Raw genomic sequence first — 14,058 nt, 5'->3', positions numbered from 1 at the left:
GAACCGTCAGGGAGACTGGCTGTAATGCGTTCAGTAGCTGCTGGTGAACGTGGTTAAATGAAGACGGTAATCATAGGGGCGATTCTCCAGCATACTCTGGAAGATATTCTCATTGAGATGACTCTCTGGTGGTTATCGGTGAGTAACAGGAAGGGATTATTATAAAGGTTAAGTTGATGATAGTTGGATAAGTGCATGACTTCGGATTACTCATACCTACGTAGCTACATCAGGTAGTAACAAGAACTGATTATTATCAGGGTAGGTTAATGGTTAGTTCAGATCAGAGATAGAGAGTACACTTGAGCAGTGAGTGACACACAGGAACAGGTATACTCTCTTCTTTCATGACTAACATGAAAGATCACTATTGCGCAAAGGTAGCTCTATCCCTTCGGGATAACAAACCTCCCTCGCTTCGCTCGCGATATTATTGTTTAGGGTAGCACATCTTCACACGCATTGTCAAGATCTGATGCCATAATAATTAAATAAGGTCTACATTTATTTTACTGTCGATGTTTAACCTAAACCTCATTGTTGAAAGTCAACAACACATAACAAGTCTTTAAGCGGTGGACGGTGCGTATAAATGGAGGTTACACCTAAACTTTGAGTTCGAGAGTGTCCGACAACAAACTGCATCAAAGGTAAGGACGCGCTCCCAGATGCAAGGCAATGGCTTACGAATGTGTGACGAAGACTATGTATGCGCCTTTTTAGCCCAAACTCATCATAATCAGGGACACCTGTTTCATTCATCAACTTAGCCCATTCGACTGTTGCTGTGGTGTAGTTAGGTAAGTCACCGAAAATCAGATCACCATCGTTAAGAGCCTCGGCAAGGCTGAGTAAACCTGACTCTAAAACCGTATGGAGTGGTATCTGACGTTGGGCATGTTCTGTTTTTCCATCTTCTATATATACGTACCAGCGTGAAGTTTCTTCATCTAAACGAATGTCCCGCTTTCTGATGGAGGCAACCTCGCCACGTCGAGCACCAGTATAAATGAGGGTAAGGAAGTACCATTTGCGCCAATCGTTATCTTCCAGTGAGAACAGCTTGGCCTTAAGTTTGCTCAACTCAGCGTTGCTGAAATGGCCTCTCCGGTTTGGCTTCACTTCATATGTGATTCCGTCGGTAGGGGATTTCTCTAATAGGTCTTTGGTGTCAACGAGGTAAGTTCTAAATAGCGACCGCCAGATCTTGAGATGCTTTTCAACATGCTGACTACTGATCAGGTCTTCCTCTGGTACGTCATAATCAATGCATTCAGGCAAAGATAGGCGCTTGTATGGCAACTTAGTACGAGTAGGTAAGTTTTCGGTCACTTTCAGCGCTTCACGAATATCTTGCTTAGTAACCCAATCAATCGGTTTATCACCAATAACGTAAATCAGCACATCAAAGAAACGCTGGTTCTCGTTAGCGATGCTTGCACGCCATTTTTGACCTTTTTCTTCAACATACTGCGTCCATGCTTCGGAAAGTTTGATTGCCTGGCTTGCGGTTGCTTTAACTTCCGTTGAAAAAGCCTGGCTTGTTTCAACAATACTTTGTGGTGAAGATTTCAGTTTCTGCTCTTCTAACTGATCTTGCAGTGTTGCAATGAGTTGGCGATATCGCAACAAATCTTTCGAATAGAATGCTTCATAGGCTTGCGCGACGGTCGCGCGGCTCATATCAAGTGCAGCACCTACTTGATTCGCAAAGGGCAAATCATCCTTAGAAAGTTCAAGTTTCTTCATGTGAAGACTGGCAAGCACTTCGTTTGCTGTCTGATCGCTACCATTAACCATGCGTTGGAAGTGAGCTTCCGAATAGCCTTGTGCGGCTTCAACCGTATCAGAAACAGATAATGGAGAATCAGGATTTATATTTCTGTGCCACTGTCCTAACTCCGGCAGACGCTCCACTTCGGCAACATCCCTTTCGAGTGCATGTAGAAGATAGTTGTCAAAGTCCTGCTTAGTGGCGGCTCGGTAGCCTTGCATTTTGCGTTTGAACTCTTCGAGGCTCATCGTTCCATTCTGCACAAGGGGAATGAAAGGACGGATCTGATTCATGATCACTTCTGCTTGCTTTCGGCTATCAGTACCGAGACTCAGACGCACAAAACTTGTTGAATCATTTAGTCTAAAGTTAGTGTAGTATGTGCGCCCACGAATCATTGTGTGTGACAGCTTGTGTGACACGTTGTTTGCCATGCTGTGTACCATGAAAGAGTTACAGATCAGTGAGTTAAGTTGATTTTTTAGCTAACTCGTTGTTTTAGAAAGTATACCAGACGCCTGTGAAGGCGACACCTGAGGAAGCTCAATGAGCGAGAAGTTACAGAAAGTGCTGGCGCGCGCCGGCCACGGCTCACGCCGTGAAATCGAAGCCATTATTGAAGCGGGCCGCGTGAGTGTGGACGGTAAAATCGCCACGCTGGGTGACCGCGTTGAAATCGTACCGGGGCTGAAGATCCGCATCGACGGTCATCTTATCTCCGTGAAAGAGTCTGCTGAACAAATCTGCCGCGTGCTGGCTTACTACAAGCCGGAAGGCGAGCTGTGCACCCGCAACGACCCGGAAGGTCGCCCGACGGTGTTTGACCGTCTGCCTAAACTGCGTGGCGCTCGCTGGATTGCCGTCGGTCGTCTGGACGTAAACACCTGCGGTCTGCTGCTGTTTACCACCGATGGTGAACTGGCAAACCGTCTGATGCACCCAAGCCGTGAAGTGGAACGTGAATACGCGGTGCGCGTATTTGGCCAGGTTGATGAGAATAAACTGCGCGATCTGTCGCGTGGCGTTCAGCTGGAAGACGGCCCTGCGGCGTTCAAAACCATCAAGTTTACCGGTGGGGAAGGCATTAACCAGTGGTACAACGTGACCCTGACCGAAGGCCGTAACCGCGAGGTGCGTCGTCTGTGGGAAGCGGTAGGCGTCCAGGTAAGCCGTCTTATCCGTGTCCGTTACGGCGACATTCTGCTGCCGAAAGGACTGCCACGCGGTGGTTATACCGAACTGGATTTGACCCAAACCAACTACCTGCGCGAGCTGGTCGGCCTGACGCCGGAAACCACCTCAAAAGTGGCGGTGGAAAAAGATCGTCGTCGCATGAAGGCGAATCAGATCCGTCGCGCGGTGAAGCGCCACAGCCAGGTGAGCAGCAGCCGCCGCTCCGGCAGCCGTAATAACAACGGTTAATATAAAAGCCCGGTCAACGCACCGGGCTTTTTTCGTTTAGTAATCAACGCCAATTTGCGCTTTGATGCCCGCATCAAACGCGTGTTTGACCGGGCGCAGCTCGCTGACGGTATCGGCCATCTCCAGAATATCCCGATGACACCCGCGCCCCGTGACGATAACCGTCTGGTGTACAGGACGGTTCTTCAGAGCATCCAGCACGGCTTCCAGCGGCAGGTAGTCGTAGGCGACCATATAGGTGATCTCATCCAGCAGAACCATATTCAGCGAGGGATCGGCCAGCATTCTCTTTGCATGCTCCCAGACGGCGAGACAGGCGGCGGTGTCCGTTTCCCGGTTCTGGGTATTCCACGTAAACCCGGTCGCCATGACCTGAAACTCGACGCCGTGAGGCTCGAGCAAATTCCGCTCGCCGTTAGGCCATGTGCCTTTAATAAACTGGATCACGCCCACTTTTTGCCCGTGACCGACGGCGCGTGTCGCCGTGCCGAATGCGGCGGTGGTTTTCCCCTTGCCGTTGCCGGTAAAGACGATGACGATCCCACGCTCGTCCTGTGCCGCCGCGACGCGCGCATCGACCTGTTCTTTCAGACGCTGCTGGCGCTGCTGATGACGTTCTTCACTCATTGCGAAATTCCTGGTTTACGGCCCGGCTGGGCGTCAAAGGTCATCCCGGTTTTGCGGCGGCTGTCGTCGCCCATCAGCCAGAGATAGAGCGGCATAATGTCTGCCGGGGTTTTCAGCTTCTGCGGATCTTCGCTCGGGAACGCGCTGGCGCGCATTTTGGTGCGCGTACCGCCCGGGTTAATGCAGTTTACGCGCAGATGGCGGCTCTGATACTCCTCCGCCAGCACCTGCATCATGCCTTCGGTTGCGAATTTTGATACGGCATAGGCTCCCCAGTTAGCGCGGCCCTCACGGCCAACGCTGGAAGAGGTAAAGACCAGGGACCCTGCTTCGGATTTCAGTAATAAAGGAAGCAATGCCTGTGTGAGGAAAAACGTGCCGTTGACGTTGACCTGCATCACCTGCTGCCAGATATCAGGATCCTGTTCATCCATCGGACGCACTTCGCCTAACAAGCCGGCGTTATGCAGCACGCCGTCGAGTCTCGGATAGTGGGCGCTGATGCGCTGGGCTAACTCCTGGCACACCGCGGGCGTGCAGGTCAGCAAATCCAGTGTATACCACGGGGCCGGCGTGCCGCATACGGCCTCAATCTCCTGAGCGACGTTTTTCAGCTTTTCTTCGTTGCGCCCGATCAGAATGACGTTCGCGCCGTATTCGGCGTATGTCAGGGCCGCCTCGCGGCCAATCCCGTCGCTGGCACCGGTGACAAGAATAATCCGGTTTTGCAGCAGATTTTTTTGCGGTTGATAATGCACGGTGACTCCTCAGGCGACCGGTAACGCAATGGCGCCTTTATGATGACTTTTCGGCTTTATGCCCGAATTAGCCTAATAATTCAATCAGTCTACAGGACGCATTACTGTAAAATTAACAATTTGCAAATATTTAAACTCCAGACCGGGGATTCCTGAAGGCGGCTCGCAGAGGTAATGTCACGAGCGAGACGCATGGGCAGGGCTGTTGTACACTGCCGTGAAAGATTCGTGGTTAAATCAAGGTGGAACGCGTGGAATTACTTTCTCAATATGGGTTGTTTTTGGCCAAAATCGCGACGGTGGTGATTGCCATTGCGGTGGTTGCCGTTCTGATTGTCAACCTGACGCAGCGCAAGCGTCAGCGAGGGGAGTTACGCATCACCCGCCTGAGCGAGCAGTATAAAGAGATGCAGGAAGAGATGTCTCTGGCGCTGCTTGATAGTCATCAACAGAAACTCTGGCTGAAAGCGCAGAAGAAAAAGCATAAACAGGAAGCCAAGGCGGCAAAGGCAAAAGCAAAGCTCAATGCGCCGCAGGATAAGGCTGCTCCGCGTGTCTATGTGCTCGATTTTAAAGGCAGTATGGATGCGCATGAGGTTTCCTCTCTGCGGGAGGAAGTGACTGCCGTTCTGGCCGTGGCGACGCCGCAGGATCAGGTTGTCGTGCGTCTTGAAAGCCCGGGCGGGGTGGTTCACGGTTACGGGCTGGCCGCCTCACAGCTGCAGCGCCTGCGTGAAAAACAGATCCCGCTGACCGTGGCGGTGGATAAAGTGGCGGCCAGCGGTGGCTACATGATGGCCTGCGTGGCGGACAAAATTGTTGCCGCGCCGTTCTCCATTATTGGCTCGATCGGCGTGGTCGCGCAAATTCCAAACTTTAACCGCTTCCTGAAAAATAAAGAGATTGATATCGAACTTCACACGGCGGGTCAGTACAAACGTACCCTGACGCTGCTGGGAGAAAACACGGAAGAAGGGCGTCAGAAATTCCGTGAAGACCTCAACGAAACGCATCACCTCTTTAAAGATTTCGTGCACCGTATGCGTCCGACGCTCGATATTGAACAGGTCGCGACGGGGGAGCACTGGTACGGCGCCCAGGCGCAGGAGAAAGGGCTGGTGGATGACGTCGGAACCAGCGACGATCTGCTGCTCAACCTGATGGAAGGCCGGGAACTGGTGGGCGTGCGCTTTACCCAGCGTAAGCGACTCCTTGACCGCTTTACCAACAGCGCGGCAGAAAGCGCGGACCGCCTGCTGCTGCGCTGGCTACAGCGCGGACAGAAACCGCTGCTGTAAACAAAAACGCGAGGCATATGCCTCGCGTTTTGCATTAATCGACCAGGTGATATTTCTCGGAAAGCGTATGCGCCAGGTATTTGAACATGTTAAACACGGCGGTGCTTTTCGGGGTCGGCAACCCCTGTTCGTCAAGGAAGTATTCACCGCTGAAAATCAGCACGCCATTACGCTGCTCGACGCCGGTGGCTTCAATGCCCGCCAGCGTATCTTCATGGTCACGGATAAGCTTGTTTGCTTCGATAAGCAGAGAGGCTCGGTCAATAGGTTGGGTCGTATTCTGCATAATCCACTCCTTAAACAGTGACAATAGTCTACGCCGAGGGCGCTTTGGGGGCAAATTTTCCCTGTAATGTGAGGGGATAAGGTGCAGGGTCCCGGCTGGCGGGATTTGCTTTTGCATGCTAATAAAGTTGCGTAACGAATTTTATCAGGTAGAGTGTGCGCTTTCGTCATTCTGGCAACAGAATTGCTTGACATTCAACCGGGAATTCGTCACGAATTACACGAGATGTGAGAAAAATACCCGAAAACTCAATCACCTGGGCGTCCTTTCTTTAACGCCCGGTAAGACAAAGGGGTTGATATCCCCTGACGCAGTCGCAATATCATTGGCTCGTCGTCAGCGGAAGGGAAATCAACGTGCGGCGTATTCCTGGAAGAATTAAATTAGGTAAAGGTGAATATGGGTAAAGCTCTCGTCATCGTTGAGTCCCCGGCAAAAGCCAAAACGATCAATAAGTATCTGGGTAATGACTACGTGGTTAAGTCCAGCGTGGGTCATATCCGCGATTTGCCGACCAGTGGCTCAGCCAGCAAAAAGAGCGCAGACTCTACCTCCACCAAAGGGGCTAAAAAGCCTAAAAAGGATGAACGTAGCGCGCTTGTCAACCGCATGGGTGTGAACCCATGGCACAACTGGGATGCACAATATGAAGTGCTGCCCGGGAAAGAAAAAGTCGTTAACGAGCTGAAGCAGCTTGCTGAAAAAGCAGACCACATCTATCTCGCAACCGACCTTGACCGCGAAGGGGAAGCCATTGCGTGGCACCTGCGGGAAGTAATTGGTGGTGATGACAAACGCTACAGCCGTGTAGTGTTTAACGAAATTACGAAGAATGCGATTCGTCAGGCGTTTGAGAAGCCGGGCGAGCTGAATATTGACCGTGTAAACGCACAGCAGGCACGTCGCTTTATGGACCGCGTTGTGGGCTACATGGTTTCTCCACTGCTGTGGAAGAAGATTGCCCGTGGCCTGTCCGCAGGTCGTGTGCAGTCCGTCGCCGTGCGTCTGGTCGTTGAGCGTGAGCGCGAAATTAAAGCTTTCGTGCCGGAAGAGTTCTGGGAAGTTGACGCAAATGTGACCACGCCGGGTGGTGACGCTCTGCCGCTGCAGGTAAGCCATCACAACGATAAGCCTTTCCGTCCAGAAAACCGCGACCAGACCATGGCCGCCGTAGCGCTGCTGGAAAAAGCACGCTATCAAGTGCTGGAACGTGAAGACAAACCGACCAGTAGCAAGCCGGGTGCTCCGTTCATTACCTCTACGCTGCAACAGGCTGCAAGCACGCGTCTGGGTTATGGCGTGAAGAAAACCATGATGATGGCGCAGCGCCTGTATGAAGCGGGTTACATCACCTACATGCGTACTGACTCCACCAACCTGAGCCAGGACGCTGTTAATATGGTTCGCGGCTATATCAGCGACAATTTCGGCAAAAAATACCTGCCGGAAAGTGCGAATCAGTACGCCAGCAAAGAGAATTCCCAGGAAGCGCACGAAGCGATTCGTCCTTCCGACGTCTCCGTCCTCGCGGAATCGTTAAAAGATATGGAAGCGGATGCGCAGAAGCTGTATCAGCTGATCTGGCGCCAGTTTGTCGCTTGTCAGATGACGCCTGCGAAGTACGACTCCACAACGCTGACCGTCGGCGCGGGTGATTTCCGCCTGAAGGCGCGCGGTCGTATTCTGCGCTTCGACGGCTGGACGAAAGTGATGCCTGCGCTGCGTAAAGGTGATGAAGACCGGACGCTGCCAGCGGTGAACAAAGGTGACGAGTTGTCGCTTGTCGATCTGGTTCCGGCACAGCACTTCACCAAGCCGCCTGCGCGCTTCAGCGAAGCGTCCCTGGTGAAAGAGCTGGAAAAACGCGGTATTGGTCGTCCGTCGACCTACGCGTCCATCATCTCGACGATTCAGGACCGTGGCTACGTACGCGTTGAAAACCGTCGTTTCTATGCGGAAAAAATGGGTGAGATCGTCACCGACCGTCTGGAAGCTAACTTCCGCGAGTTGATGAACTACGATTTCACCGCGCAAATGGAAGACAGCCTCGACCAGGTTGCCAGCCATCAGGCGGAATGGAAAAAGGTACTCGACAGCTTCTTCAGCGACTTTACCGACCAGCTTGAAAAAGCGGAGAAGGATCCTGAAGAGGGCGGCATGCTGCCTAACCAGATGGTTCTGACCAGCATCGACTGCCCAACCTGCGGCCGCAAGATGGGGATCCGCACCGCAACCACGGGCGTATTCCTTGGCTGCTCCGGCTACGCGCTGTCACCAAAAGAGCGCTGCAAAACCACCATCAACCTGGTGCCTGAGAACGAAGTTCTCAACGTGCTGGAAGGTGACGATGCGGAAACTAACGCTCTGCGTGCCAAACGCCGCTGCAAAAAATGCGGCACGGCAATGGACAGCTACCTGATCGATCCAAAACGTAAGCTGCACGTCTGCGGTAATAACCCAACGTGTGACGGGTATGAAATCGAAGAGGGTGAGTTCCGCATTAAAGGCTATGACGGCCCGATTGTGGAGTGCGAGAAGTGTGGCTCTGAAATGCACCTGAAAATGGGGCGTTTCGGTAAGTACATGGCCTGTACCAACGACGAGTGTAAAAACACGCGTAAAATTCTGCGTAACGGTGAAGTCGCTCCGCCGAAGGAAGATCCGGTTCCGCTGCCAGAACTGCCGTGCGAGAAATCCGACGCGTACTTCGTGCTGCGTGACGGGGCTGCGGGTGTCTTCCTGGCCGCTAATACCTTCCCGAAATCGCGTGAAACGCGCGCGCCGCTGGTGGAAGAGCTGCATCGCTTCCGCGATCGTCTGCCTGAAAAACTGCGTTATCTGGCCGATGCGCCACAGCAGGATCCGGAAGGCAACAAAACCGTGGTGCGGTTTAGCCGTAAAACCAAGCAGCAGTATGTTGCGGCCGAGAAAGAGGGTAAAGCGACCGGATGGTCAGCTTTCTTTGTCGATGGCAAATGGGTTGAAGGCAAGAAATAATCTTCCCTTACCGTAACTTACCTGTAAAAGGGCCGGATTTCCGGCCCTTTTTTATTGCCTTGTTATTATTTTTTGTTCCGTACTATACAGTCAGGCTATAAATGATATAGTGGTTATAGTTAACCTGTTTCTTATTATTAAATCGTCTTAAGCGATTGACCGCATGCGCTAAATCGGATGGTCTGGCATGAAATTACAGCAGCTTCGTTATATCGTTGAGGTGGTGAATCATAACCTTAACGTCTCTTCTACCGCCGAGGGGTTATATACCTCGCAACCGGGCATCAGCAAACAAGTTCGTATGCTGGAGGATGAGTTAGGTATCCAGATATTTGCCCGCAGCGGTAAGCATCTCACTCAGGTGACGCCTGCGGGGCAGGAAATCATCCGCATTGCGCGGGAAGTCCTCTCCAAAGTCGATGCGATTAAGTCAGTGGCAGGGGAACACACCTGGCCGGATAAAGGTTCGCTGTATATTGCCACGACGCATACCCAGGCGCGCTATGCACTTCCCGGTGTTATCAAAGGCTTTATCGAGCGTTATCCCCGCGTCTCTTTGCATATGCACCAGGGCTCGCCAACGCAAATTGCTGAAGCCGTTTCCAAGGGTAATGCAGACTTTGCCATCGCCACCGAAGCGCTTCACCTGTATGACGATCTGGTCATGCTTCCATGCTATCACTGGAACCGTTCTATCGTGGTGACTCCGGATCACCCCCTGGCGGGTAAAGGGTCGGTCTCTATCGAAGAGCTGGCGCAATATCCGTTGGTGACGTATACGTTTGGCTTTACCGGACGGTCCGAGCTTGATACGGCCTTTAACCGGGCAGGATTAACGCCGCGCATTGTCTTTACCGCGACGGATGCCGACGTGATTAAGACCTATGTGCGGCTTGGTCTGGGGGTGGGCGTCATTGCCAGCATGGCGGTGGATCCGGTGTCGGACCCTGACCTGGTGCGTCTTGATGCGCACGATGTTTTCAGTCATAGCACCACCAAGATTGGATTCCGTCGCAGCACCTTCCTGCGCAGCTATATGTATGATTTTATTCAGCGCTTTGCCCCTCATTTAACGCGTGATGTGGTTGATACCGCCGTTGCATTACGCTCAAATGAAGATATTGAAGAGATGTTTAAAGACATCAAACTCCCCGAAAAATAATCACACCCGGTATCTTTCCCTTACGGAAAGATACCGAAATAACGCCTCAAAGCTAAATTAGAATTATCATCATCTACGCAGTCCCTGTCATATAATGTCATTATCCATTTAACCTGTAAGGTTATAATGTCGTGAATTGGCGACAAAAGTAGAAACTAATTTACGCCTTCGCAAATTTTTCTTTTCAATTATTTATTTCTGGTCAAAAGATTGAATATTTCATACCTCCCGGTGCGTAAATTCACTGGCTTTTCGGCTAAAGTTTCTTTAGGATTTATCTCAACAGATGATTAATTGTACCAATTGTTTGGTCCTAAATGATAAGCGATATCGATTGTATGAGGTTAGCAATGCCTTCAGGAAGTGAAGAACCGCAAAGGGATCCTGCGCTCAAGCGTAAAGCCTGGCTGGCGGTCTTTCTCGTCTCTACCCTGTTTTGGGTGGTGGTTGCTCTCCTGGCCTGGAAATATTGGGGTTAAATATGGCAGTGACGGTACGTACAGAAACGGTAAAACAGATGTGTCAACATCGTGACAACGGCCACAGAGGGCGTAAAGCACCTGCGACTGTTGTACCCGCGTCCTGGAAACTGACGCCGCAGCAGCAAGCGTTTATTGATGTGTTCGCAGAAGACGAACCCAAAAAACAATAATTTAGTTAATTGCGTAATGATGCAAATAGTCTGAATATCGACTCTGCACTTTTGTACTCTTTAATAAATACACATCAGCAATATAGCACTGAGGACTTACCTCGGAACTTTTTATAAATAATGCCTGGTGTCCCTATGATGAATAACATGACGTCTCACAAATACTGGTCATGGATCGGCGTTTTTACCGTGTCGATTCTGTTCTGGAGTCAGCTCATCTGGTTGGCCCTCCACTAAATTGTAAAACCTCGCTGCGGCGGGGTTTTTTGTTTTCCCATTCTGGACCAATCCTAAATTTATCAATTTGGGTTGTTATCAAAACGTTACGACATCTTTGTGTTATCTTTAATTACGGCCCTGATGATTGTCGGGGCATCTCTGTGATTAAGGAGGAGCTTATGTCGTTAACCCTACGCGAAGCCAGTAAGGACACATTACAGGCAGAAAACAAAACCTGGCATTACTACAGCCTGCCGCTGGCTGCCAGAACGCTTGGGGACATTTCGCGTTTACCCAAGTCATTGAAAGTTTTACTGGAAAATCTGTTGCGCTGGCAGGACGGTGACTCCGTCACCCTCGATGATATCCAGGCGCTGGCAGGGTGGCTTGAAAAAGCCCATGCCGACAGAGAAATCGCCTACCGCCCGGCAAGGGTGCTGATGCAGGACTTTACCGGCGTCCCTGCCGTCGTTGATTTAGCCGCGATGCGCGAGGCCGTTAAGCGTCTCGGCGGAGATACGGCAAAAGTGAATCCGCTTTCCCCCGTTGACCTCGTCATTGACCACTCCGTAACAGTTGACCGCTTTGGTGATGACGACGCCTTTGGCGAGAACGTGCGTCTGGAGATGGAGCGCAACCACGAGCGCTACGTGTTCCTGAAGTGGGGGCAGCAGGCGTTCAGCCGGTTTAGCGTAGTCCCGCCGGGTACCGGTATTTGCCACCAGGTTAACCTTGAATATCTGGGTAAAGCCGTCTGGAGTGAATTGCAGGATAAAGAGTGGGTCGCCTATCCGGACACGCTGGTGGGCACGGACTCCCATACCACCATGATCAACGGCCTGGGCGTGCTCGGCTGGGGCGTCGGGGGTATCGAAGCGGAAGCGGCCATGCTCGGCCAGCCGGTGTCCATGCTTATCCCTGACGTGGTGGGCTTCAAGCTCACCGGCAGGCTGTCTGAAGGCATTACCGCCACCGATCTGGTGCTCACCGTCACCCAGATGCTGCGTAAGCATGGTGTGGTAGGCAAGTTTGTCGAATTCTACGGAGACGGACTGGATTCGCTGCCGCTGGCCGACCGCGCCACCATTGCTAATATGGCGCCGGAATACGGCGCAACCTGCGGCTTTTTCCCCATTGATGATGTCACGCTGGAATATATGCGCCTTAGCGGACGTAGCGAAGAGCAGGTCGCGCTGGTGGAGGCCTATACCAAAGCGCAGGGCATGTGGCGAAACCCGGGCGATGAACCGGTCTTCACCAGCACGCTTGAACTCGATATGGGGAGCGTCGAGGCGAGCCTCGCCGGACCGAAACGTCCGCAGGATAGGGTTGCGCTGAGTGACGTGCCAAAAGCCTTTGCCGCCAGCAATGCGCTGGAAGTGAACGTGGCGCAGAAAGACCATCGTCCGGTCGATTATGTTCTGAACGGACATCAGTATCAGCTCCCGGATGGCGCGGTGGTTATTGCCGCTATTACCTCCTGCACCAACACCTCGAACCCCAGCGTATTAATGGCGGCCGGTCTGTTGGCGAAAAAGGCGGTAGAGCTTGGGCTAAAACCTCAGCCATGGGTCAAAGCCTCGCTGGCGCCGGGTTCCAAAGTGGTGTCGGATTACCTGGCGCAGGCCAAACTGACGCCGTACCTTGACGAACTGGGCTTTAACCTCGTGGGCTACGGCTGTACAACCTGTATTGGTAACTCCGGCCCGCTGCCTGAACCTATTGAAACGGCGATCAAGCAGGGCGACCTGACGGTAGGCGCGGTCCTGTCCGGCAACCGTAACTTTGAAGGGCGTATTCACCCGCTGGTGAAAACCAACTGGCTGGCCTCGCCGCCGCTGGTGGTCGCTTATGCCCTGGCAGGGAACATGAATATCAACCTGGTGACCGACCCGATTGGCCACGATCGCAAGAATGACCCTGTCTACCTGAAAGATATCTGGCCATCTTCGCGTGAAATCGCGCTGGCCGTTGAAAAGGTCTCAACCGAGATGTTCCGCAAAGAGTATGCGGAGGTCTTTGAAGGCACGCCGGAATGGAAAACCATTAACGTTATTGGCTCAGATACCTATGACTGGCAGGATGACTCGACCTATATTCGTCTGTCGCCGTTCTTTGACGAGATGCTGGCCGAGCCGGCACCGCTTAAGGATATCCACGGCGCGCGCATACTGGCGATGCTGGGGGATTCTGTTACAACTGACCACATCTCTCCGGCGGGGAGTATCAAAGCCGATAGCCCGGCGGGTCGTTATCTGCAAAGCCGGGGCGTCGAACGTCGTGATTTTAACTCCTACGGATCGCGTCGCGGCAATCATGAAGTCATGATGCGCGGGACCTTTGCCAACATCCGCATTCGTAACGAAATGGTGCCGGGCGTAGAAGGGGGCATGACGCGCCATCTGCCGGGAACGGAAGTCGTTTCGATTTATGATGCGGCGGTCAAATATCAACAGGCAGGTACGCCGCTGGCGGTGATCGCCGGGAAAGAGTATGGTTCCGGCTCCAGCCGCGACTGGGCGGCGAAAGGTCCGCGTCTGCTTGGCGTTCGCGTGGTTATCGCCGAATCGTTCGAACGTATTCACCGCTCGAATCTGATCGGTATGGGGATCCTGCCGCTCGAGTTCCCGCAGGGCGTGACGCGTAAAACGCTGGGGCTGACCGGGGAAGAGCAGATTGAGATTAGCGGTCTGCAAAACCTGCAGCCGGGTAAAACGGTGCCGGTGAAGTTAACGCGGGCAGACGGGAAAACCGAGGTGCTGGACTGCCGGTGTCGTATTGATACGGCAACCGAGCTGACCTATTACCAGAACGACGGCATTTTACATTATGTGATTCGTAAGATGCTGGACTGATGAAACAA

At 52.5% G+C, this 14,058-nt stretch carries 12 protein-coding genes; 8 read left to right on the top strand and 4 right to left on the bottom strand.

The annotated features are described in order from the left end of the window. Positions 1-534: 534 nt before the first annotated feature. Positions 535-2,067: a tyrosine-type recombinase/integrase gene (locus tag KIF87_RS01940; protein WP_213327744.1), complete on the bottom strand. Its 1,533-nt coding sequence runs from the start codon at positions 2,065-2,067 to the stop codon at positions 535-537. Positions 2,068-2,320: 253 nt separating this feature from the next. On the opposite strand from KIF87_RS01940, the gene rluB reads away from it, so the two are divergent. After that, a complete protein-coding gene (rluB, locus tag KIF87_RS01935) occupies positions 2,321-3,196 on the top strand; it encodes a 23S rRNA pseudouridine(2605) synthase RluB (protein ID WP_023312076.1) in 876 nt (291 codons plus the stop codon). Between the two features lie 36 nt (positions 3,197-3,232). Here the strand turns inward: rluB and cobO are convergent, their stop codons facing one another. Next, positions 3,233-3,823, bottom strand: coding sequence for a cob(I)yrinic acid a,c-diamide adenosyltransferase (cobO, locus tag KIF87_RS01930; protein WP_024907116.1), 591 nt, complete (start codon positions 3,821-3,823; stop codon positions 3,233-3,235). Then, a complete protein-coding gene (locus tag KIF87_RS01925; RefSeq protein ID WP_213327743.1) occupies positions 3,820-4,581 on the bottom strand; it encodes a YciK family oxidoreductase in 762 nt (253 codons plus the stop codon). Before KIF87_RS01925 ends, cobO begins: the two co-directional genes overlap by 4 nt. 251 nt (positions 4,582-4,832) lie before the next feature. Between KIF87_RS01925 and sohB the strand changes: the two genes are divergently transcribed. After that, on the top strand, positions 4,833-5,879 hold the full coding sequence (sohB, locus tag KIF87_RS01920; RefSeq protein WP_213327742.1) for a protease SohB: 1,047 nt from the start codon (positions 4,833-4,835) through the stop codon (positions 5,877-5,879). A gap of 34 nt (positions 5,880-5,913) precedes the next feature. Here the strand turns inward: sohB and KIF87_RS01915 are convergent, their stop codons facing one another. After that, positions 5,914-6,165 (bottom strand): YciN family protein, encoded by a 252-nt coding sequence (locus tag KIF87_RS01915; protein ID WP_023312072.1) that lies wholly within the window; start codon positions 6,163-6,165, stop codon positions 5,914-5,916. 399 nt (positions 6,166-6,564) lie between these two features. On the opposite strand from KIF87_RS01915, the gene topA reads away from it, so the two are divergent. The 6 genes from topA (at position 6,565) to acnA (ending at position 14,050) form a co-directional block, all read left to right on the top strand. Further along, complete coding sequence (gene topA, locus KIF87_RS01910; RefSeq protein WP_029740526.1) at positions 6,565-9,162, top strand: type I DNA topoisomerase; 2,598 nt, start codon at positions 6,565-6,567, stop codon at positions 9,160-9,162. Positions 9,163-9,349: 187 nt separating this feature from the next. Continuing rightward, entirely contained in the window at positions 9,350-10,324 is a 975-nt protein-coding gene (cysB, locus tag KIF87_RS01905; RefSeq protein ID WP_024907120.1) for an HTH-type transcriptional regulator CysB, read from the top strand. 338 nt (positions 10,325-10,662) lie between these two features. Continuing rightward, complete coding sequence (locus KIF87_RS01900) at positions 10,663-10,803, top strand: YmiA family putative membrane protein (RefSeq protein ID WP_213327741.1); 141 nt, start codon at positions 10,663-10,665, stop codon at positions 10,801-10,803. Between the two features lie 2 nt (positions 10,804-10,805). Then, a complete protein-coding gene (locus tag KIF87_RS23220; protein ID WP_032656727.1) occupies positions 10,806-10,976 on the top strand; it encodes a YciX family protein in 171 nt (56 codons plus the stop codon). A 138-nt stretch (positions 10,977-11,114) separates the two neighbouring features. After that, positions 11,115-11,213, top strand: a complete 99-nt coding sequence (gene ymiC / locus KIF87_RS23215; protein ID WP_032623144.1) for a small membrane protein YmiC — start codon at positions 11,115-11,117, stop codon at positions 11,211-11,213. A 161-nt stretch (positions 11,214-11,374) separates the two neighbouring features. Continuing rightward, positions 11,375-14,050, top strand: a complete 2,676-nt coding sequence (acnA, locus tag KIF87_RS01895; RefSeq protein WP_213327740.1) for an aconitate hydratase AcnA — start codon at positions 11,375-11,377, stop codon at positions 14,048-14,050. Positions 14,051-14,058: the final 8 nt, after the last annotated feature.

The organism is Enterobacter sp. 120016 (genome assembly GCF_018383635.1).
In the GTDB taxonomy this organism is placed as follows: domain Bacteria; phylum Pseudomonadota; class Gammaproteobacteria; order Enterobacterales; family Enterobacteriaceae; genus Enterobacter; species Enterobacter asburiae_D.
Note: the sequence above shows the minus strand (reverse complement) of the source record. Positions and strands in the feature narration are given on the sequence as shown.